Source organism: Blastochloris viridis, assembly GCF_001402875.1.
Lineage (GTDB): Bacteria > Pseudomonadota > Alphaproteobacteria > Rhizobiales > Xanthobacteraceae > Blastochloris > Blastochloris viridis.
Genome location: NZ_CP012946.1, coordinates 663646 through 685271 on the forward strand (window position 1 = coordinate 663646; position 21626 = coordinate 685271).

The 21626-nt window shown below is 69.2% G+C and carries 19 protein-coding genes and 1 tRNA gene; 17 read left to right on the top strand and 3 right to left on the bottom strand.

From position 1 onward, the window contains the following. The first annotated feature begins 194 nt into the window (after nucleotides 1–194). The 15 genes from trpS (at nucleotide 195) to BVIR_RS03065 (ending at nucleotide 14488) form a co-directional block, all read left to right on the top strand. Complete coding sequence (gene trpS, locus BVIR_RS02995) at nucleotides 195–1226, top strand: tryptophan--tRNA ligase (RefSeq protein WP_055036371.1); 1032 nt, start codon at nucleotides 195–197, stop codon at nucleotides 1224–1226. A gap of 94 nt (nucleotides 1227–1320) precedes the next feature. Further along, nucleotides 1321–1818 (top strand): universal stress protein, encoded by a 498-nt coding sequence (locus tag BVIR_RS03000; RefSeq protein ID WP_055036372.1) that lies wholly within the window; start codon nucleotides 1321–1323, stop codon nucleotides 1816–1818. 197 nt (nucleotides 1819–2015) lie between these two features. Next, nucleotides 2016–2573 carry a NifU family protein gene (locus BVIR_RS03005; RefSeq protein WP_055036373.1) on the top strand — a complete coding sequence of 186 codons (558 nt, stop codon included), beginning with the start codon at nucleotides 2016–2018 and terminating at the stop codon, nucleotides 2571–2573. Nucleotides 2574–2696: 123 nt separating this feature from the next. After that, the gene (gene tsaB, locus BVIR_RS03010) at nucleotides 2697–3377 is read left to right on the top strand and encodes a tRNA (adenosine(37)-N6)-threonylcarbamoyltransferase complex dimerization subunit type 1 TsaB (RefSeq protein ID WP_055036374.1); all 681 of its coding nucleotides are present in this window, start codon (nucleotides 2697–2699) and stop codon (nucleotides 3375–3377) included. Between the two features lie 35 nt (nucleotides 3378–3412). Continuing rightward, nucleotides 3413–3862, top strand: coding sequence for a GNAT family N-acetyltransferase (locus BVIR_RS03015; protein WP_055036375.1), 450 nt, complete (start codon nucleotides 3413–3415; stop codon nucleotides 3860–3862). Between the two features lie 363 nt (nucleotides 3863–4225). Continuing rightward, nucleotides 4226–4630, top strand: a complete 405-nt coding sequence (locus BVIR_RS03020) for a Fur family transcriptional regulator (RefSeq protein ID WP_082417298.1) — start codon at nucleotides 4226–4228, stop codon at nucleotides 4628–4630. Next, nucleotides 4630–5451: a lyso-ornithine lipid O-acyltransferase gene (gene olsA, locus BVIR_RS03025; protein WP_055036377.1), complete on the top strand. Its 822-nt coding sequence runs from the start codon at nucleotides 4630–4632 to the stop codon at nucleotides 5449–5451. The genes BVIR_RS03020 and olsA overlap by 1 nt, the downstream gene beginning before the upstream one ends. A gap of 142 nt (nucleotides 5452–5593) precedes the next feature. Then, nucleotides 5594–7021 (top strand): tRNA (N6-isopentenyl adenosine(37)-C2)-methylthiotransferase MiaB, encoded by a 1428-nt coding sequence (miaB, locus tag BVIR_RS03030; protein WP_082416614.1) that lies wholly within the window; start codon nucleotides 5594–5596, stop codon nucleotides 7019–7021. 69 nt (nucleotides 7022–7090) lie between these two features. After that, nucleotides 7091–8107 carry a PhoH family protein gene (locus tag BVIR_RS03035; protein WP_055038637.1) on the top strand — a complete coding sequence of 339 codons (1017 nt, stop codon included), beginning with the start codon at nucleotides 7091–7093 and terminating at the stop codon, nucleotides 8105–8107. A gap of 182 nt (nucleotides 8108–8289) precedes the next feature. Further along, complete coding sequence (gene ybeY / locus BVIR_RS03040; RefSeq protein WP_236823675.1) at nucleotides 8290–8706, top strand: rRNA maturation RNase YbeY; 417 nt, start codon at nucleotides 8290–8292, stop codon at nucleotides 8704–8706. A 6-nt stretch (nucleotides 8707–8712) separates the two neighbouring features. Beyond that, nucleotides 8713–9792, top strand: a complete 1080-nt coding sequence (locus BVIR_RS03045) for a hemolysin family protein (protein ID WP_082416620.1) — start codon at nucleotides 8713–8715, stop codon at nucleotides 9790–9792. Further along, nucleotides 9789–11408: an apolipoprotein N-acyltransferase gene (gene lnt / locus BVIR_RS03050; protein ID WP_055036379.1), complete on the top strand. Its 1620-nt coding sequence runs from the start codon at nucleotides 9789–9791 to the stop codon at nucleotides 11406–11408. Before BVIR_RS03045 ends, lnt begins: the two co-directional genes overlap by 4 nt. A gap of 220 nt (nucleotides 11409–11628) precedes the next feature. After that, nucleotides 11629–12045: a helix-turn-helix domain-containing protein gene (locus tag BVIR_RS03055; RefSeq protein WP_055036380.1), complete on the top strand. Its 417-nt coding sequence runs from the start codon at nucleotides 11629–11631 to the stop codon at nucleotides 12043–12045. 415 nt (nucleotides 12046–12460) lie between these two features. Next, nucleotides 12461–13654, top strand: a complete 1194-nt coding sequence (metK, locus tag BVIR_RS03060; RefSeq protein ID WP_055038639.1) for a methionine adenosyltransferase — start codon at nucleotides 12461–12463, stop codon at nucleotides 13652–13654. Between the two features lie 102 nt (nucleotides 13655–13756). Beyond that, nucleotides 13757–14488, top strand: coding sequence for a tRNA (guanine(46)-N(7))-methyltransferase TrmB (locus BVIR_RS03065; protein ID WP_055036381.1), 732 nt, complete (start codon nucleotides 13757–13759; stop codon nucleotides 14486–14488). Between the two features lie 102 nt (nucleotides 14489–14590). Here BVIR_RS03065 and BVIR_RS03070 read toward each other — a convergent pair whose 3' ends face one another. Then, nucleotides 14591–15703: a DUF2336 domain-containing protein gene (locus BVIR_RS03070; RefSeq protein WP_055036382.1), complete on the bottom strand. Its 1113-nt coding sequence runs from the start codon at nucleotides 15701–15703 to the stop codon at nucleotides 14591–14593. 218 nt (nucleotides 15704–15921) lie between these two features. On the opposite strand from BVIR_RS03070, the gene BVIR_RS03075 reads away from it, so the two are divergent. Then, a tRNA-Leu gene (locus tag BVIR_RS03075) sits at nucleotides 15922–16006 on the top strand. 766 nt (nucleotides 16007–16772) lie between these two features. Here BVIR_RS03075 and BVIR_RS17300 read toward each other — a convergent pair. Continuing rightward, the gene (locus BVIR_RS17300; RefSeq protein ID WP_257720204.1) at nucleotides 16773–16904 is read right to left on the bottom strand and encodes a hypothetical protein; all 132 of its coding nucleotides are present in this window, start codon (nucleotides 16902–16904) and stop codon (nucleotides 16773–16775) included. Between the two features lie 812 nt (nucleotides 16905–17716). Here BVIR_RS17300 and BVIR_RS03080 point away from each other — a divergent pair. Then, a complete protein-coding gene (locus BVIR_RS03080; protein WP_082416622.1) occupies nucleotides 17717–19312 on the top strand; it encodes an alpha/beta fold hydrolase in 1596 nt (531 codons plus the stop codon). Between the two features lie 193 nt (nucleotides 19313–19505). On the opposite strand, the gene BVIR_RS03085 is transcribed toward BVIR_RS03080, so the two are convergent. Next, complete coding sequence (locus tag BVIR_RS03085) at nucleotides 19506–21599, bottom strand: DUF294 nucleotidyltransferase-like domain-containing protein (RefSeq protein ID WP_055036383.1); 2094 nt, start codon at nucleotides 21597–21599, stop codon at nucleotides 19506–19508. Nucleotides 21600–21626 lie beyond the last annotated feature (27 nt).

The following is a 21626-nucleotide window of genomic DNA, read 5'->3' on the forward strand; positions in this document are numbered from 1 at the left end:
GCCGTCGACACATAGCGGCGGCCCCGGCGGGACGCAATCGCTCCGCGCCGGCCGGCGCCGCCTTTCCGCGCCCGTTCCAGGGGAAAGTGCGGATGGGGCGTCGGCGCCGCGATCGGCGCACCGCGATATGGGCGCTTGCGTCGCGTCCCCGGCGGTGCGATGACCCGCCCGCCAATTTCACGGGAGTTTTTGCCATGGCATTCCAGCAGCGGGTGTTTTCGGGCATGCAGCCGACCGGCAACCTGCATCTCGGCAACTATCTCGGCGCGCTGGTCAATTGGGTGAGGATGCAGAACACCCACGAGTGCATCTACTGCGTGGTCGACATGCACGCCATCACCATGTGGCAAGATCCCGCGGCGCTGAAAGGCGCCATTCGCGAGGTGACGGCGGCCTATCTCGCCGCCGGGCTCGACCCCAACAAGAGCATCGTATTCAACCAGTCGAAGGTGCCCGAGCACGCCGAACTGGGCTGGGTGGTCAATTGCGTCGCCCGCCTCGGCTGGCTCAACCGTATGACCCAGTTCAAGGAAAAGGCCGGCAAGGACCGCGAGAACGCTTCGGTCGGCCTCTACGACTATCCCTGCCTGATGGCGGCCGACATCCTGGTCTACCGCGCCACCCACGTGCCGGTTGGTGAGGACCAGAAGCAGCACCTCGAACTCACCCGCGACGTGGCGCAGAAGTTCAACAACGACTTCAAGCCTCAGATCGAGGCGGCCGGGTTCCTCGATGGCTTCTTCCCGCTCACCGAGCCGGTGATCCAGGGTCCGGCGACGCGGGTGATGTCGCTGCGCGACGGCACCAAGAAGATGTCGAAGTCGGACGCCTCCGACTATGCCCGGATCAACCTCACCGACGACGCCGACGCCATCGCCCAGAAGGTGCGCAAGGCCAAGACCGACCCCGAGCCGCTGCCCTCCGAGCCCAAGGGGCTGGATGGCCGGCCGGAGGCGGAAAACCTGGTCGGCATCTACGCGGCGCTGGCCGACCAGCCGGTGGCGGCGGTGCTGGCGGAGTTCGGCGGTGGCCAGTTCTCGGCGTTCAAGACTGCCCTGGCCGATCTTGCGGTCACCAAGCTGTCGCCGCTCAACGGCGAGATGCGCCGCCTGCTCGGCGACCCCGGCTATGTCGACGCCGTGCTGAAGGACGGCGCCGAGCGCGCCCGGGTGATCGCCAGCGAAACCATGAACCACGTCAAGGACATCGTCGGCCTGTTGCGCTGACCCCGAGGTCCGGTAGCCTGGCCGCTGGCGGCAGTGCTTGCCGGCGGCCGGCCGGCTATGCCAGCATCTGGCGGTCCGCGGCAGGGGGAGGCCGATGAGCCGCAAGCGGCGCGCCTACGAATCCGGCCACAAGCCGAAATTCCTGGCCATCATCGATGATACCCCGGAGTGCGACCGCGCGGTGCGGTTCGGCGCGCGGCGGATGGCGCGCATCGGCGGCCGGCTGATCATGCTGCGGGTGATCGAGACCTCCGACATGGACCAGCAATGGCTCGGCGTCGCCGACCTGATGCGGGCCGAGGCCCGCGAGGCCGCCGCCGCCATGCTCGACCGCCACGCCGCCAACGTGCGCTCGCTCGCCGGGCTGGAGCCGGAATGCGTGGTGCGCGAAGGCGACAAGGCCACCGAGATCGTCCGGCTGATCGACGAGGACGAGGACATTGCCGTGCTGGTGCTGGCGGCGGGAACCGGGTCGGAAGGACCGGGGCCGCTGGTGACGATGCTGGCCGGCAAGCCCTCCGGCACCTTCGCCATCCCCATCGCCATCGTGCCCGGCCACCTGTCGGACGACGAGATCGACGCGCTGGCTTAGTGCGAGGGTCGGGCAAACTCCGTTCGGGTCGTCTGCCGTCTTGCGATTTGTTCCGCGAGGCCTACCTGCTAAAGGAGCAAACGCGAGCGGAGCGCGCTTCCGCGCCGATCGGCGATGACCGTGCCGTCCGTCGCCGAGCGGTGCAGGCGGCCGCTCGGGTCACCAGCCCGCCTTGACCGGGCGTTGGGGAGTAGCTGATGTTCATCCAGACCGAAACAACGCCCAATCCGGCGACCCTCAAATTCCTGCCCGGCCGCGATGTGCTGGGCGAGGGAACGCTTGAGCTGCGCGATGCCGAAGCCGCGGCGGCCCAGTCGCCGCTCGCCGAGCGGCTGTTCGCCATTCCCGGTGTGGCCGGGGTGTTCTTCGGCGGCGACTTCATCTCGGTGACCAAGGCGGACGCCGAGTGGCCGCACCTCAAGCCGGCGATCCTCGGCGCCATCATGGAGCACTTCATGTCCGGCGCCCCGCTGCTGCGGGAGGATGCCACCGCCGCGAGCGAGGACGAGTTCTTCGACGATCGCGACAGCGAGACGGTCGAGATCATCAAGGAGCTGATCGAGACCCGCGTCCGACCGGCGGTGGCCGGCGACGGTGGCGACATCACCTTCCGCGGCTTCAAGGACGGTGTGGTGTTCCTGTCGATGAAGGGAGCCTGCTCGGGCTGCCCGTCCTCCACCGCGACGTTGCGGCATGGCATCGAGAACCTGCTGCGCCACTACGTGCCGGACGTGACGGAAGTGCGCCCGGTTTGACCGTGCCGCCTGCGCGTTCGCGGTTGGATAGGCAAAAATCCTGCGCATGGTGTCGGTGCCTGTCGGCGCGCCACGCTTTTCTTCCGCTGCAATCTGACGCATGAAAGCGCAGCGGAGGTTCAGTTGCTCGTCCTCGCCATCGATACGGCCCTCGACGCCTGCTCGGTCTGCGTGTTCGACGCGGACGCCGAGGAGATTCGTGCGGTCCAAAGCCTGCCGATGCACCGCGGTCACGCCGAGGCGCTGATGCCGCTGGTGGAGCGGGTGATGTGGGTGGCGGACGTCGGCTTCGACGCCATCGACCGCATCGCCACCACGGTCGGCCCCGGCAGTTTCACCGGGCTTCGGGTCGGCATCGCCGCCGCCCGCGGCTTCGCGGTCGCGCTCGGCAAGCCTGCGGTCGGCGTCACCACGTTGGCGGCGCTGTCGGCGCCGCTGGTCGCCGAGGACGACCGGGTGCCGGTGGTGGCGGCGATCGACGCCCGCCACGGCAACGTCTTCCTGCAGATGACCGGGGCGGGGGCGCGCTCGCTGATTCCGCCGCGGGTGGCCACGCTCAAGGAGGCGATCCGCGCCGCCGCTATCGGCCCGGTCAAGCTGGTCGGCTCCGGTGCGCCGCTGTTGGCGGCGGCGTGGCCGCCCACCGAGCGGCCGCCGCTGCAGGTCGATCCGCGCGGCGCGCCCGACGTCACCTGGGTGGCGCGGCTGGGTGCCGCCTCCTCGCCCGAAGGCCGGCCGCGGCCGGTCTATCTGCGTCCACCCGACGCCCGCCCCCAGGATGGCGCGCGCATCGCCCGTCGATAATGCCGGTATTCCCGTTATTCCCCCCTCTCCAGCCCGTGCTGCGCGACGCCGACGCCGACGATTGCGGCACGCTGGCCGATCTGCACGCCACCGGGTTCGAGCGCGGCTGGAGCGAGCACGAGTTCGAGCGCCTGCTGACCGATCGTCACAGCGTCGCCCACGTCGCCTGCGGCACCGGCGGCCACGGCGATATCATCGGCGCTCTGCTGTCGCGTCAGGTCACCGGCGAGGCGGAGATCCTCACCGTCGTGGTCCGCACCACCGAACGCGGCATGGGAGTGGGCCGGGCCATGCTGCACCATCACCTCGACCGCCTGGCCGAGATCGGTGTGCGCGAGGTATTTTTGGAGGTGGCCGAAGACAATGACGCCGCCTGCCGCCTCTATGAGAGCGCGGGCTTCGTCGAGGTCGGCCGTCGCAAGGCCTATTACGCCCGGCCGGGGGAAGCGGCGACGGCGCTGGTGTTGCGCCGGGCGGTCGGATGAGCCGATGGTTTTTCGGCGCTGCCGCGCCCGTTGCCTGGAAGAAACCGGCTTTCCCAACAAGAATTTTTGGATTTGCAACGATTTGGGATCACGACATCACCGTCCAAATCCCTTATGACGGCAGAAACGAGATGTGGCCGAGCCGGAGGCTGGTTGGGTTGCGCCTTGCAGCGATGGCCGGCAATGTGAAGACTGACCGCGCTCCAGAATCGTGCTCCAAGACGTTGCGTGCTCCAAGACGTTGAACCGCCCCACGATCTTGCGCTTTGCCCGGCGTTTCCGCGGGCCGATCGTGGCAAGGGGGATAGTCCCGTGGTGATCTCGAAGACGAGCCTGATCGAAGCGTTGTGTGCCGCCAAAGGAATGCGGATGACCGAGCAGCGGCGGGTCATCGCGCGGGTGCTCGCGGAAGCGGAAGACCATCCCGACGTCGAGGAACTCTACCGCCGGGCCGTCGCGGTGGACGAGCATATCTCGATCTCCACCGTCTATCGTACGGTCAAGCTGTTCGAGGATGCCGGCATCATCGAGCGGCACGATTTCCGCGACGGCAGGTCGCGCTACGAGCAACGCAGCGAATTCCACCACGATCATCTCATCAACCTGCGCACCGGCGACGTGCTGGAGTTCCAGTCTGACGAGATCGAGGCGCTGCAGCGCGAGATCGCGCGCAAGCTCGGCTATCGCCTCGTCGACCACCGGCTGGAATTGTACTGCCTGCCGTTGGAGGATGCGCCGGCCAGCTCGACGCCTCCCGCCATCACCTGATGCCGCGCGCCCTGTCCATTCCGTCGCTTGTGCTGGTCACCCTGCTGCTGCTGCCGCTGCAATGGCTGGCAGTGACGTTCCGGCTGTCGATGCGGCGGTTGATCCCGCTGATCTATCACCGCGCCATCTTGAGAATCCTCGGGGTGCGGGTTTTCGTCAGCGGCGAGCCCGCCAGCGACGGGCCGGTGCTGGTGGTGTCCAACCACGCCTCCTGGCTCGATATTCCGGTGCTGGGCTCGCTGTTCCCGCTGGTGTTCGTCGCCAAGCAGGAGATCGCCGGCTGGCCGGTGTTCGGCCTGTTCGCCAAGCTGCAGCGCTCGGTGTTCGTCGACCGCTCGCGCCGGCTCAAGACCGGCGAGGTCAATGCCGAGATCGCCGCCCGCATGGTCGAGGGCGAGCCGGTGGTGCTGTTCGGCGAGGGCACCTCTTCGGACGGCAACCGCGTGCTGCCGTTCCGCTCGGCGCTGGTCGGCGCCGCCCACGACGTGCTGGGCAGCGCCGCGGGCGGCTCGGTGTCGCTGCAGCCGGTGTCGATCGCCTACACCCGGCTCGACGGCCTGCCGATGGGGCGCTTCCTGCGCCCGCACGTCGCCTGGTACGGCGACATGGATATGCCGCCGCACTTGGCTGGCGTGCTGAAGCGCAGCTCGATCGACGTCGTCGTCAGCTTCGGGCCGGTGCTCAAGTTCGACGGCGCCGCCAATCGCAAGGAGACCACGCGCCGGCTGGAGGCCGCGGTGCGGGCGATGACCGCCGCCGCCCTGGCCGGGCGGGATTTGCCGCACACCGCCGCCGTTCCTTTTTTGCCGGAAACCCGATAAGACCTTTACCTTACGCTGCCGGACGCTCGGTGAGGCGCCTGCGCCTCGGGCTGGATGGCGACCTCCGGAGGCCGCGCGGTCGGCGTTTCATGCTACCGTCGCATCCGGCCGCGACACTTGGGACGATCGATTCGCGTTGACGATGGCTGACGATTCCAAACCGCCCTTCACGTTGACGGCATCCGCCCCGCTCGGGACGTCGGGGGCGCGGAAGGTCTACGTCAAGTCGTTCGGCTGCCAGATGAACGTTTATGACGCCGAGCGCATGGCCGATACTCTTGCGCCGCAGGGCTTCGTCTCCGTGGCCGCGGCCGAGGACGCCGACCTCGTCGTGCTCAACACCTGCCACATCCGCGAGAAGGCGGCCGAGAAGGTCTATTCCGAGCTCGGCCGGCTGCGGGTGCTGAAGGAGGCTGCCGCCGCCGAGGGCCGCAAGGTGATCGTCGCCGTCGCCGGCTGCGTTGCCCAGGCCGAGGGCGCTGACATGGTGCGGCGGGCGCCGGTGGTCGACATCGTGGTCGGCCCGCAGAGCTATCACCGCCTGCCCGAGCTGGTGGCGGCGGCTGCCATCCGGCCCGGCGTGGTCGATACCGCGCTCAAGGCCGAGGACAAGTTCGACCGTCTGGTGCCGCCGGGACGCGAGCAGATCGCCCGCCGCGGCTCGAGCGCCTTCGTCACCATCCAGGAGGGTTGCTCGCGCTTCTGCACCTATTGCGTGGTGCCGAGCACCCGCGGCGGCGAGGTGTCGCGCCCGGTCGACAAGGTGGTGGCCGAGGTCGAGCGCCTCGCCGCTGCCGGGGTGCGCGAAATCACCGTGCTCGGCCAGAACGTCAACGCCTATCGCGGCGAGGGGCCGGACGGCCGGCCCTGGAAACTGCCGCGGCTGTTGGCGCGGCTGGCCGAGGTGCCCGGCATCGCCCGGCTGCGCTACGCCACCAGCCATCCGCGGGCGATGAGCGCGGAGCTGATCGCCGCCCACCGCGAGCTGCCGCAGCTGATGCCCTATCTCCATCTGCCGGCGCAGTCGGGGTCAGATCGCATTCTCGACGCCATGAACCGCCGGCATACCCGCGATCTCTATCTGCAGCGCCTCGCCGAGGTGCGGGCGGCGCGGCCGGACATCGCGCTGTCGTCAGACTTCATCGTCGGCTTCCCCGGCGAGTCCGACCAGGACTTCGCCGACACCATGGATCTCGTCGAGCGGGTCGGCTTTGCCAGCGCCTATTCCTTCAAATACTCGCCGCGGCCGGGCACCCCGGCGGCATCGATGGACGGTCAGGTGCCGGAGGCGGTCAAGTCCGAGCGGCTGACGGCGCTGCAGGCCGTGCTCGAGTCCCAGCAGCGCGCCTTCAACCTGGCCAGCGTCGGACGCACCGTCGAGGTGCTGTTCGAGAAGCCGGGCCGGCTGCCCGGCCAGATCGTCGGCAAGTCGCCGCACATGCAGGCGGTCCACGTCCAGGCCGGGGCGGAGATGATCGGCCAGATCAAGGCGGTGCGGCTGGTGGCGGTCGGCAGCCACAGCCTGTTCGGCGAGTTTGCCGACGCCGTGCCGCAGCCAATCGCGGTCTGAAGGGGAGCGAGGGTGGGAGCAGAGCGAACCAGCGGCCGGCGCGGCCAGACAGGGCTCGACCTCGTTGCCCTGGACAACGGTCGCGGTGACGGCACCCACGTCGTGCTGGAGTTCGACGACAACCGGCTGGCCAGCGCGCTGTTCGGCGAATACGGCCGCAATCTCGCGCTGATCGAGCGCCGGCTCGGCGTGACCGCCGACAGCCGCGGCAACCACGTCACCATCGCCGGACCGGCGGAATCGTGCGAGCAGACCCGCCAGGTGCTCGTTTCGCTCTACGAGCTGTTGCGCGATGGCCACGACCTCAGCCAAGGCGACGTCGAAGGCGCCATCCGCCTCGTCACCGCCCAGGGCTCGCTGTTCGAGGACGAGGCGGCGGCGCGGCGGGCCTCGGCCGAAATCCGCCTGCGCAAGCGGGTGGTGCGGGCGCGCACCCCGGTGCAGGACGCCTATATCCGGGCGCTGAAGCGCTCGACCCTGGTGTTCGCAACCGGCCCGGCCGGCACCGGCAAGACCTGGCTGGCGGTGGCCCACGCCGTTCATCTGTTCGAACGGCGCGAGGTCGACCGCATCATCTTGTCGCGGCCCGCGGTCGAGGCCGGCGAGCGGCTGGGCTTCCTGCCCGGCGATTTGCGCGAAAAGGTTGATCCTTACCTCCGTCCGGTTTATGACGCGCTCTACGACCTGATGGAGCGCGGCATGGTCGAGCGCGCGCTGCAGTCGGGCGAGATCGAGATCGCGCCGTTGGCGTTCATGCGCGGTCGGACATTGGCCAACGCGGTGGCGATCCTCGACGAGGCGCAGAACTGCACGCCGATGCAGATGAAGATGTTCCTGACCCGGCTGGGCGAAAATTCGCGGATGATCGTGACCGGCGATCCTTCGCAGATCGATCTTCCGGATGGCCAGACCTCGGGTCTGGTCGAGGCCGTCGACCTGCTGGGCGATATCGAAGGCATTTCGCAGGTGGCGTTCAGCGCGGTGGATGTGGTCCGCCACGAGCTGGTTGCGCGCATCGTCGGCGCCTACGACGCCCGCGACGTCAAGCGCTCGAACGCCGGCGCACGCAAGGGGGCAGGGCGCTGACAGCGCCAGGTCCGGAACAAGCCAGAAGATTGAGCCTGAAACCAAGTATGAAGCCAAGTCTCAAACCACGAGGACCGGGTCCGGCGCTTGAGAATTGCGGCGCGCCGGGCCCGGCGCAACGGCTCGACACCGAACTCAGCGTCGACTGTCTGCGCTGGGCCGAGGTGGCGGAGGTTGCCGCGGTGGTCGCTCGGGCCGCCGAGGCCGCCTTCGCGGCCGTGCCCGATGCACCGACGCCCGCGGAGGTCAGCATCGCGCTCGTCGACGACGCCGCCATCCGCCAACTCAACCGCGACTTCCGCGGCAAGGATCAGCCGACCAACGTGCTGTCGTTCCCGGCGCCGCCATTTGGCGTGCCGGGCGCACCGGTGCTGCTCGGCGATATCGCGGTCGCGTTCGAGACCTCGGCCGCGGAAGCCGCGGCCGAGGCCAAGTCGATCTCCGACCATCTTTCGCACCTCGTCGTGCACGGGGTGCTGCACCTCCTGGGGTTTGACCACCTCGACACCGAGGACGCCGAACATATGGAAGCGGCCGAGCGGGACATTCTTGCCGCGCTCGGCATTGCTGATCCCTATGCCGTGCGCGATGCCGATTGACCAACCATGCCAGACACCACTGAGACCCGAAGTCTTCCGCCCTCCCTTGCACCGTCGTCCGAGAGCGGGGAGGGTTTGTTCGAGCGCCTGCGCGCGTTTCTTGGCCTGAAGCAGCCGTCTTACTCCCTGCGCGACGATCTGGAGGAAGTGCTGGAAGACGGGGCGCCGACCTCGTCCGACTTCACGCCCGAAGAACGGGCAATGCTCAAGAACATTCTGGGCTTGCGCACGCTGCGCGTCGGCGACGTGGCGGTGCCGCGCGCCGACATCGTGGCGGTGGCCAAGGACATCCGGATTGGCGAACTGCTCAAGGTGTTTGCCAACGCCGTCCATTCCCGCCTCGTGGTCTATGGCGAGACGCTCGACGATCCGGTCGGCATGGTTCACATCCGCGATCTCGTCGCCTACCTCACCAATCGCGCCAGCCAGACCGGCGAGGGCGGGGGGAAAGGCGCGGAGGCAGGCGCAGGCGACGACAGCCGCCGCACCCGGCGCGCGGGCTACGACGTCGCCGCGCTCGATTTGAGCGAGCCGTTGGCGGAAACCGGCCTACTCCGCCACATTTTGTTCGTGCCGCCGTCGATGCCGGCGATCGACCTTCTGGTCAAGATGCAGGCGACCCGCGTCCACCTCGCCCTGGTGATCGACGAATACGGCGGCAGCGATGGCCTGGTCTCGATCGAGGACATGGTCGAGCAGGTGGTCGGCGACATCGAGGACGAGCACGACGACGAGATCGGGCCGAGCATCACCCAGGAGCCTGACGGCAGCTGGATCGCCGATGCTCGGGTCGGGCTCGACGAGGTGCGCGAAACCTTCGGCGAGGCGTTCGCCTCGATGGAGGGCGCCGAGGATGTCGACACGCTGGGCGGCCTGCTGGTCACGCTGGCCGGGCGGGTGCCGGTGCGCGGCGAGATTCTGCCTGGGCCGCCGGGCTATGAGTTCGAGGTGCTGGACGCCGATCCGCGCCGGGTCAAGCGCCTCAAGATCGCCCCCGCCAGCGACCGCATCCCGGCCGAACCGGCCGGCGAGTTCCCGCCGGGTGGGCCGGCCCGGACCAGCGACGACATGGTCGTGCGCTCGTGATTGCTGCGGCGATTGCCCACCGCTTCACGCTGGCGTGGGGACGCTCGCGCGCGCTGTCGGCGTTCGTGGTTGGGGCCGCCACCGCGTTGGCGATGCCGCCGACCGGCGCTGTCGCCTGGCCGGTGATCTTCCTCACCTTTCCGGTGCTGGTCTGGCTCATCGACGGCGCCGGCAGCGGCGGCGGCCGCGGCATCAAAGCTGCGGCCGGTATCGGCTGGTGGTTCGGCTTCGGCTACTTCCTCGCCGGGCTGTGGTGGGTCGGCATGGCCTTCCTGGTCGATGCCGACAAGTTCGCATGGCTGCTGCCGGTGGCGGTTGCCGGCTTGCCGGCGGGCCTTGCGTTGTTCACCGCGGCCGGAACGGCCCTGGCGCGGGCGCTGTGGCTGCCCGGCCCGGCCCGGGTGCTGGCGCTGGCGGTCGGGCTCACCGCTGCGGAATGGCTGCGTGGCCACATCCTCACCGGCTTTCCGTGGAACAGCTTCGGCTACGCGCTGGCCCAGGACCTGCGGCTTGCCCAGGGCGCCGCGCTCGGCGGACTGTGGAGCCTCACCTTCCTGGCCGTCGCGCTCGGCGCGCTGCCGGCGGTGCTGGGCGATGCGCCGCGCGACACCGCTCGGCCATGGCGCTGGGTCGGCCTTGGCGCTGCGGTGTTCGCCGGGCTGTTCGCGTTCGGCGCGGTGCGCCTTGCCACCACCGAGGTTGGCACGGTGGAGGGCGTCCGGCTGCGGCTGATGCAGCCGAACCTGCCGCAGGATCTGAAATTCCGCTACGCCGCCAAGGACGCGGTGATGGCGCATTACCTCAAGCTCAGCGGCGACCTTTCCGGGCCGGCACGGCCGAAGATCACCCACCTGATCTGGCCGGAATCGGCCTTCCCGTTCTTTCTCAGCCGCGAGCCGGATGTGCTCGCCAAGATCGCCGAGCTGTTGCCGGAGGGCGCGGTGCTGGTCACCGGCGCCGCCCGCGCCGAGGAGCGCCCCGACCTCGGGCCGCGGCGATACGATGTTTATAACGCGGTGCAGATCGTCGACGCGCGCGGCACCATCATTGCCACCGCCGACAAGGTGCACTTGGTGCCGTTTGGCGAGTTTCTTCCATTCCAGGCGACGCTGGAGTCGCTCGGGCTCGAGCAACTTACCCGTGTCCAGGGCGGGTTCTCGGCCGGCAGTCGCCGCCGCGCGCTGGTCGTGCCCGGTGCGCCGCTGGCGCTGCCATTGATCTGCTTCGAGGTGATCTTTCCCGGCAATGCGGTGCCGGGCGGGCCGCGGCCAACCTGGATGCTGAACCTGACCAATGACGGCTGGTTCGGAGATACGGCCGGTCCCCATCAGCATTTTTCCCAGGCGCGGGTGCGGGCTATCGAGGAAGGTATGCCGGTTGTGAGGGCCGCCAATACCGGAATCTCAGGGGTCGTCGACCCGCTCGGCCGCGTGGTTGCCCGGCTCGACCTTGGAATGGAAGGCATTCTCGACGCCGATCTGCCGAAGTCGGTTGCTGCGCCGTTCTATGCGCAATTATCCGATGCTATCCCTGCTGCTTTATGGTGCAGCGGACTTTTGATTGTTATTTTCACGCGTCGCGCGCAACAGGCCGCCAGCACAGCCAAGCTCAGCTAGAGATCGTGCAAACCATGGGGTAAGTCATTCAAATATCGGGCGGTCCTTCCGAGGGTTGCGGACTCTGCGGTGTTTCTTTCCGCGCGAATTGGCGTTATAGAGGCCTCACCCGTGATCACATTCTCACTTCTTGAGGTTGATCTGTTTCGGAATGTGACACACTTACCTGCAGGAGCGACCGCGCGTAACGGCTTGCGGTCGGATGGAAAGAATACGAATCATGTCTGCAAAGTCTCCCAATCCCGTTGATAAGCATGTCGGTGCCCGCGTTCGCATGCGCCGAATGATGATCGGGATGAGCCAAGAGCGCCTCGGGGATTCGCTCGGTATCACGTTTCAACAGGTGCAGAAGTACGAGAAGGGGACGAACCGGATCGGCGCCAGTCGGCTTCAGCAGATCTCCAAGACCCTCGGCGTGCCGGTGTCCTTCTTCTTTGAGGGCGCTCCCGAAATCGACGGGTCCGAGGTCGGTTTCGCAGAAGGGTCTTCGCCGCCCTACGTCTCTGAGTTCCTCTCCACGGCTGAAGGCCTGTCGCTGACCCGCGCCTTCACCCGCATCCGCGATGCCCGCGTGCGCCGCCGGATCGTCGAGCTGGTCGAGGTGCTTGGCGAGCAGAACGCCGAACTGGCGAATTGAGCGGCGGCTGCCGCGTTCGATACTCCGAACGAAACGTCCGGCGGCACTTGACCGCGGCTTGGCGCGCTGCGACAACCGCGCAGCGCGCATGCTTCCCCGGTAGAGCGCGTATGGTCTCAGCCTGCGGGTGAACGCCGACGCTCGAAATGTGACGCTCGACAAGTCGACGCTTGAAAGGCGACGCTTGGGGAACGGCTTCGTCGCCGAGTTCCACGCGGAGTTGTCGCTGGGAAGTGGCGGTGCGCCGGCTTTTCCAAACGTCAGTGACAAGCGTTATTGCCAAGCGTCGGTACCGTTTCGTCCGCAGACTCAAAAGTAGCTTGTGGGCCGACATCGGCTGCGTCCGCGGGGGCGGGCGTCTGGGTCGGGCCACCAGCAGGCCCCGCCGGGCCTGCGCAGCGCCGGAGTGCTTGCCGTGTCCCGAAACAGCTATCTCTTCACCAGCGAGTCGGTGTCCGAGGGTCACCCGGACAAGGTCTGCGACCGTATTTCCGACGAGGTGGTGGACGCCTTCTTTCGCCTCGGCCCGACCTATGGCTGGGACCCGCGCCAGTTGCGCGTGGCCGCTGAGACGCTCGCCACCACCAATCGCGTGGTGATCGCCGGCGAGACCCGCGGCCCCAAGGCCATCACCCACGATCTGATCGCCCACATCGCCCGGCTCGCCATCAAGGACATCGGCTACGAGCAGGCCGGCTTCCACTGGGAGACCGCGGACATCGAGGTGCTGCTGCACTCGCAGTCCAGCGACATCGCCCAGGGCGTCGATTCGGTCGGCAACAAGGACGAGGGTGCTGGCGACCAGGGCATCATGTTCGGCTATGCCTGCCGCGAGACCCCCGAGCTGATGCCGGCGCCGATCTATTATTCCCATCGCATCCTCAAGCTGATGAGCGAGGCGCGCCGTTCCGGCGCCGCTGCGACGCTCGGCCCCGACGCCAAGAGCCAGGTCACCGTTCGCTACGAGAACGGCAAGCCGGTCGAGGCGACCGAGATCGTGGTGTCGACCCAGCACCTCGACGAAACGCAGACGTCGCAGGACATCCGCGCCATCGTCGAGCCCTACGTGCTGACGGCGCTGCCGGAAGGCTGGGTGTCGAAATCGACTGTCTGGCACGTCAATCCGACCGGCAAGTTCGTGATCGGCGGCCCGGACGGTGACTCCGGCCTCACCGGGCGCAAGATCATCGTCGACACCTATGGTGGCGCGGCCCCGCACGGCGGCGGCGCGTTCTCCGGCAAGGACCCGACCAAGGTCGACCGCTCGGCGGCCTATGCCGCGCGCTACCTTGCCAAGAACGTGGTGGCAGCGGGACTGGCAGACCGCTGCACCATCCAGCTGTCGTACGCCATCGGCGTGTCGCGGCCGCTGTCGCTCTATGTCGACCTGCACGGCACCGGCAATGTCTCCGAGGCGGTGATCGAAAAGGCGCTGGCGGACGCAATGGACCTGTCGCCGCGCGGCATCCGCACCCAGCTCGAGCTCAACAAGCCGATCTATGCCCGCACCTCGGCCTACGGCCATTTCGGCCGCGCGCCGGAGGATGACGGCGGGTTCTCGTGGGAGCGCACCGACCTCGCCGACGCGTTGCGCCGCGCGGTGGCGTGAGCCAGAGCCGGCCTTCGGGCCGGCTTCCAGCCTGTTGGTTTGTCGCGTTCTCGTCCGCAGAATTGGCTCCATTTTGCGGAAGACGCTGCCAAGATGACTGTGATGACTGACGACGACATCCGCGGCGGCGAGGGGCTCGCCCGCCGCGGCGCCTTTTTCGGCCGCCGCAAGGGCCACCGGCTGCGCGCCGGCCAAGCCGAGCTGATGGCGAGCGCGCTGCCCGAGCGCGCGCTCGACCTCGCGCAGCCGGCACCGGCCGACCTTGGCGCGCTGTTCCCGGCGCCGGTCAGCGCGGTGCGGCTGGAGATCGGCTTCGGCGGCGGCGAGCACCTGCTGCACGAGGCCGACGCCCATCCCGAGGTCGGCTTCATCGGCGTCGAGCCGTTCGTCAACGGCATGGCCAAGATGCTGGCGGCGTTGTCGGCGGCGCCGCGGCAGAACATCCGCCTTTACCACGGCGACGCGCTCGGCCTTCTCCACTGGTTGCCGGCCGGCTCGCTCGCCGGCGTCGACCTGCTCTATCCCGATCCCTGGCCGAAGACCCGGCACTGGAAGCGGCGGTTCGTGTCCGACGACACCGTGGCGCTGATGGCCCGCGCGCTGACGGCCGGCGGGCTGTTCCGGTTCGCCTCCGATATCGACAGCTATGTCGAATGGACGCTGGCCCATCTTGGGCGCCACCCCGGCTTCGCCTGGACCGCCGAGCGCGCCGACGACTGGCGGCTGCCGTGGGCCGGCTGGCCCGGGACCCGCTACGAGGCCAAGGCCATCGTCGCCGGGCGCCGGCCGAGCTACCTGTCGTTCCGGCGCACGCTTGATGCGGTTTCCGGATGATCCCTTCGGGATCCCGGCAACAATCTCGCCGAAAAGTCTGGGTCGAATGGGTTTTTCCGGCGACGGGATACCAAACTCGGCCTGATCGGCCGAAAATTCGGATCACTCCGCCGCTACGGTAACGCTGTCGCGGCGCACCTGCCAGAACCGCACCACCCGCTGCGCGGTCTGGAGCGACAGGCTCTCGAAGTGGGCGAGCGCCCGCTCCAGCGCCGCGGGCACCATGGTGCTGCCGGCCGGCCGGGCCAGCACCAGGGCGCGCACCGTCGGCCAAGCGAAGCCGGCGGCCTTGCCGAGAATCAGCACCGGGTCGGGCCGGGTGCCGAGCATCACCCGCTCGGCGACGTCGAGCGGAACCCCGGTCATCACCGCCAGCGCCACCACCAGCTCGTCGACCATGGCCTTGCTGGCGAACGCCTGTAACCGGGCCTCGCTCAGCGCGTTGCGGGCGCGCAGTTCCTCGACCGTGTGCCGGGCGGCGGTGTAGTCGCGGCGCTGCGGCGCCACCGCGGCGCCGATGCGGTCGGCGACGGTGGCGAGCACGCGCTGCACCTCGCGGGCGTCGCGCGGGTTGGCCACTGCCAGCAGGCGCTTCTGCACCGCCTGGGTGGCGGTGGCGATCAGGGTGCGAAACAGCTGGGGCGGCAGGTCGCGCCGCCGCCCGATCGCCATCTGCAGCGCCTCGTCCTCGTCCGAGCGTTCGACCAGGCTGGCGAGCCCGGCATTGGAGAAGCGAGCGGCGGTGTTCGCGGTTACCGAGTGCATGACGCCGCGGTCGCCGCGCGCCACCAACACGTCGGTAACCGGCGGCGAGATGGCGTCGCGCTCGGAGATGGCGAGCAGGTGGGCCTGGCTCTTGGTGCGGGCGACGTCGATCAGGTCGTCGTCGGTGAGGCGCGGCGACTGGCTCAGCACCGGGCCGGCGACCTCGATCGATTCGTCGTTGGCGAGCTGGCGGATCAGCCGCGGCGGGGCGTTTTCCACCGGGGCGATTCGGACGGCGAGTTCCGCCCGTGCGGCGTCCTCGATGGCGCCGGCGAGACGGCCGATCACGTCGTCGAACAGTGCGATTTGCTGTTCGTCGTAGGCTTCGGCGCCGGCAAAAAACAAATCGGCGATGCGCCGCAGCGCTTCCGTCCGCTTGTCGTCCGATCCGCGAACAATGGCGTCCTCAAGATCGAGGATCAGGGTGTCCCGCGCTGTCGCTGCAAGCATGGTGCTGTCCGCATTTGTGCCTGATCTACTTCATCGTATTGTCGCGGCAGCGGGATAAGGAACCGTTTATTCAACGTTTCGATTCATCGCCAACATTGACGGAAGGTAAGAGGCGTGGCGCTGTGCCGAGGCGCGGGCAAACTATCCCCAGCCGTTGCCGCCAAGGTCCGTTGACAAGATCCCATGGGCAGCATACCAACCCGCCACCGCTCGCGCGGGCCCAGGTGGCGGAATTGGTAGACGCGCTGGTTTCAGGTACCAGTGGTGAAAGCCGTGGAGGTTCGAGTCCTCTCCTGGGCACCATCCCTTTCGCAAGGGATCGGGCGCCGCCATTTCCAACAGTCTCAATCCGTCCGACACTGTGTTCTGACCACCCGCCGCGCCGGCATCCGAGCGCGGCGTTTGCGTTTGGCGATGCCGCACGGCGGGCGCTCTCTTTCGGGGTGGGGGGCGGCGTGGCAGGGCATTTCGGTCGCGGGTCGTGGTTCCTCGGGTCTCGGCAAAGCCTCGCCCGAGGCTGACGGGTTGAGGGTCCCTCGCCTGGGGACGACAGGTCGAGGTTTGCGCGCTGGCTCGCCCGACGAAGACGCGCTGAGGTGGCGCGCGAGGCTCGACCTGTCGTCCCCGGCGACCGCCGGAGGCGGTCGGAAAGGGGACCCATGATCTGCGAGGCTTGTGGGGAATGCGCCGCGGCTGGCGTTGCGGCGAACGGCATTTAGGTCGCGGATCATGGATCCTCGGGTCTCGGCAAAAAGCCTCGCCCGAGGATGACGGGTTGGGGTTCCCTCGCCCGAGGATGACGGGCTGAGGGTCCCTCGCCTGAGGACGACAGGTCGAGGTTTGCGCGCTGGGCTCGCCCGACGAATATGCGCTGAGGTGGCGCGCGAGGCTCGACCTGTCGTCCCCGGCGAGCATCGCGAAGCGATGCGAGGAAAGGGGACCCATGATCCGCGAGGCTTGCAGGATATTCGCCGCGGTCGGCGTGGCGGCGAACGGCATCAGGTCGCGGATCATGGATCCTCGGGTCTCGGCAAAAAGCCTCGCCCGAGGATGACGGGTTGGGGTTCCCTCACAGCCTCGACCTGTCGTCCCCGGCGAGCATCGCGAAGCGATGCGAGGGAAGGGGACCCATGATCTGCGAGGCTTGCGGGATATTCGCCGCGGCCGGCGTGGCGGCGAACGGCATCAGGTCGCGGATCATGGATCCTCGGGTCTCGGCAAGCCTCGCCCGAGGATGACGGGTTGGGGTTCCCTCGCTCGGGGATGACGCGAGGGTGGTGCGCTGGGCTCGCCCGCGGATGACAGGTCGAGGTTTGCGCGCTGGGCTCGCCCGAGGATGACGCGCTGAGGTGGCGCGCGAGGCTCGACCTGTCGTCCCCGGCGACCGCCGGGGACGGTCGGAAAGGGGACCCATGATCCGCGAGGCTTGTGGGATATTCGCCGCGGCCGGCGTGACGGCGAACGGCATCAGGTCGCGGATCATGGATCCTCGGGTCTCGGCAAAGCCTCGCCCGAGGATGACGGGTTGGGGTTCCCTCGCCCGAGGATGACGGGTTGAGGGTCCCTCGCCCGCGGATGACAGGTCGAGGTTTGCGCGCTGGCTCGCCCGAGGATGACGCGCTCAGGTTAATGCGCGAGCCTCGCCCGAAGATGACGCGTTGAGGTGGTGCGCCAACGTGTCCGGCGGCGCGGCCGATCTTCGGAAACGAACGCGGCGTAGGGGCGTTGGACGGCAGGCGTCGCCGCTCGCTAGGAAATTGGCCGGCGTGTTGTCCGAGCCCGTGGCAGGCGTGTCGGCGGCTTGGCCCGTGCCGTGGCTGCGCCACATTCCTTTTTCAGGTAGATGCCGGTGACGAAACTGGGTCCGTCTCCTCGCGCAGCCCGAAAGCTCCCACCTCCATCCATCAGCAGCCCGACCGGCGCAGCGCTGATCGGCAAACCGGTCCTTGCCACCTTGCTCCTGCCAACCTTGCCCTTGATCGCAGCCGTGAGCCGGCGCATTCGTTCCAACCCATGAATGCCGAGGCCGACGGGCGAGTCGAATTCGAGCCGGTGCGCTATGCCCCGAAGCCGCTGCCGGCGTGGTTTCGCCTGCTGGCGACCACGCTTGCGGCGCTGCTCGCCATCGCGATTGCGCTGTGGCAGCTGGTGTCCGCCACCAGCGGGCTCGAGGTCCGCCACCTCCAGCTCGGCGACACCCCGGTCACGGTGTTCCGCCCGGCGGCGGCCGGGCCGGCGCCGGCGGTGGTGATCGCACACGGCTTTGCCGGCTCCCAGCAACTGATGCAGCCGTTCGCGGTCACGCTGGCGAACAGCGGCTACGTAGCTGTTACGTTCGATTTTGCCGGCCACGGTCGCAACCCGACCTCGCTGGCCGGTGGCCTGGTCGACCGCAACGCCCGCGCCGCCAAGCTGATCCCCGAGCTCGACAAGGTGATCGACTACGCCAAGGCGCTGCCGGGCGTCGACGGCCGGGTGGCGTTGCTCGGCCACTCGATGGCGTCCGACCTGGTCGCCCGCACTGCCAAGCTCAGGCCCGACATCGCCGCGACGGTGGCGATCTCGCTGTTCTCGCCGGAGGCCGACGCCACCGGCCCGCGCAACCTGCTGGTGGTGGTCGGCGCGGTCGAGGACCCGCATTTGATGAAGGAGGCCTACCGCGCGGTGGCGGTGACGCTCGGTGGCCGCCCGGCCGAGGCCGACGTCACCTATGGCAGCTTCGAGCGCGGCACCGCCCGCCGCGTCGCCGTCGCGCCGGGGGTCGAGCACATCGCCGTGCTCTACAGCCCGACCAGCCTGGCCGAAGCCCGCGACTGGCTGAACGAGGTGTTCGGCCGCGACCAGACCGGCCCGATCGATGCCCGCGGTTGGTCGTTCCTGTTGCTGTTCGGCGGCCTGCTGGCGCTGGCCAAGCCGCTGGCGGGGCTGTTGCCGCGGGTGTCGGCGCCGCGGGCCAGGCCCGCCCTGCGCTGGGCGCAGCTGTTCAACGTCGCGCTGGTGCCGGCGATCCTGACGCCGTTCATCCTGTGGGCGTCGCCGGTCGGCACGCTGTCGATCCTGGTCGGCGAATACCTCTACATGCACTTCGCGGTGTACGGCGTCCTGACGCTGGCCGGCCTGTGGCTGCTGCGCCGACGGCTCGGCCTGCCGGCGCCGGCCCGGCTCGGGCTGTCGCCCTGGCGGTTCGCGCTCGCGCTGGTGGCGGTGACGCTGTACGGCCTGTTCGCCATCGGCTGGCCGGTCAACGCCTACATCTCCAACATGGCGCCGGTCGCCGAGCGGGTGCCGCTGATCTTCGCGATGTTCGCCGGCACGCTGGTCTATTTCATCGCCGACGAGTGGCTGCTGCGCGGCACCCGCACCCCGCGCGGCGCCTATGCGCTGACCAAGGCGTGCTTTCTGCTCTCACTCGGGCTGGCGGTGGCGCTCAACCCGCCGCGGCTGTTCTTCCTGGTCATCACCGCGCCGGTGATGGTGGCGATGTTCGTGGTGTTCGGCCTGATCAGCCGCTGGGTGTTCGACAAGACCCGCGAGCCGCTGGTGGCCGCAGTCGCCAACGCCGCCATCTTCGCCTGGGCCATCGCCGCGACCTTCCCGATCGACGGCTGACCGTCGTTTTGAGACTTTCCCTCCGTCGTCCCGGATGGCGCGGGATGCGGAGCTCCCGGCGCCGAGCCGGGACCGTCAGCAGAATGCACGTCTTTTCTGCATACGGTTCCGGGTCTGTGCTTCGCCCCGCTCGGGACGACGACAACAGGTGCCGGAACCGCACCGCTCGTTTCCGCAAGACCGAGAATTCGTCTCACCGCCCCCCGGCGAACAGCAGCGTCTTGACCAGATCGTCGGCGGTGGCGGCGGCGCGAAGCGCCTCCTTCAGGGCCTCGCGCAGCGCCGGGTCGAGCCGGGCGGGGTCGACGGCGTTGCCGGGCGGGCGGCCGGCGTGGACGTCCTCGATCTGCTGGTGAAGGATCGCCTGGAGCAGGGTCGATTGCGCCTCGGCGAGGTGGTCGAGGTCGCGCTCGCCGCCGAGGCCGCGCCCGCGCAGCCCGGCCAGCCGGGCCGGGGTCGAGCGCTCGACCACGTGGTGGCGGATGGCGAGGCACCGCGCCGCGGTGACGATGGCGAACAGGCCGGTCTTCTTGAGGTCGATGCGGCCCGCGTCGGTCTTGAAGCCGCCGAACAGGCTGAGGCCGGGCTGGCCGTGGCCGCCGGCCTCGGCCAACAGCTTGGCGAAGCCGACCTGGCCGCGGGCGGCGTCGAAGGCGTCCAGCCACAGCTCGCGCGCCAGACGGGCGTCGCCGTGGACGCAGCGCAGGTCGAAGAAGATGTCGACCGACAACAGGTCCTCCGGCCGCGACCGGGTGATCCAGTGGCGCACCCGCTCGCGCCAGGTCGCCACGCTGCCGCGCCAAGCCGGCGACCGCGCCATCACCTCGCCCTTGCACAGCGGCACGCCGGCGACGTGGAGGATGTCGGCGAGGTCGGCGCCGAGCTCGGCGAACCAGCGGTCGGCCGGGCCGTCCGGCGCGCCGTCGGCGAACAGGATGGCGTTGTCCTGGTCCATCGCCAAGAGGCTTTCGCCGCGCCCGGCCGAGCCCAGCACCAGCACGGCGTAGCGGCAGGGCGGCGCGCCGCGGCCGCGCGCGGCCATGCGCTGCTCGGCCAGCACCGCGGCGCGGCGGGTCAGCGCGCCGAGCTCGCGCGAGATCACCGCGGCGATGTCGCGGGCGCCGACGCCCTCGGACACCAGGCCGGTCGCCACCGAGGCGATCTTGGCCCACGCCTTGGCCAGCGCCGGCACGTCCGGCGCTTCGTCGATCTCGTCGCCGAGGGACACCGCATCGCGGGCGCGCATGCGCAGAAGATCGCGCGCCGACAGCGCGCCGACAATCTGGCCGATATCGTCGACCACGCCGAGGTGGCGCACCCTGAGGCGGTCCATGCGGCCGATGGCGCGGTAGACGAAGGCGTCCGCCGGCACCGCGGCCAGCGGCGCGCTCATGATCGCTGCCACCTCGGCCTGGAGCACTGCGGCGCCGTGCTCGGCCAGCGCGCGGGCGAGGTCGCGCTCGGTGACGATGCCGACCTGATCGGCGTCGAACGGGCCGGCAGCGGGGTCGGCGCCGCGCGGGGCGACGAACAGCGAGGAGATGCGGCGCTCGACGATCTCGCGCAGCACCGCCGCCACCGGGGTGGTCGCGGCGGTGAACAGCGGCGGCGCCGACATCACCTCCTCGATGCGGTGGCGGTAGGGGTAGCTGTCGAGCCGGGCGAAAGTGCGCTCGGCGTCGAGCCGGCCGGCGGCGAGGTCGGCGGCGAGAAAGCCGCGGTGGCCGGCCTCGCGCGCCGCCATGAGGTGGCGGCAGGCCTGCTCGGCCTCGGCCAGGGTGCGGATGCCGCCCTCGCGCAGGTGCGGCACCAACGCCAGGAAGATCTCCGCGGCCAGCCGGGCGGCGTCCGGCGCGCTGGCGTGGGCGGCGTTGGCGAGGCCGAGCCAGCCGGCCAGGATGTCGAGCGAATAGCCGGCGAGGTCGGGCCGCGCCACCTCAGCCAGCGCCCGCACGTCGAGCGCCCGCGGCGGCGCGCGGTTGAGGCCGGCGCGGGCGCACTCGTCCGCCAGCACGGCGAGGTCGAACCCGATGTTGTGGCCGATCACCACCGCGGTGCCGAGAAATCCGTCGAGCCGGGCGGCGATGCCGGCGAGATCGGGCAGGGCGGCACCGGCGGCCGGCGGGGCGACGGTGATGTCCAGGCAGTCGGCGGTCAGCCGGCCGGCGTGGATGCGCACCGCGCTGACCCGGCACAACCGGGCGTGCAGAGGGTCGACGTCGCTGGTTTCGCACTCGAGCGCCACCGCGTCGAGCGCGATCAGCGGCGTGACGTTGGCCTGCAGCATATCGTTACTCCCGAAACAATATGCGGG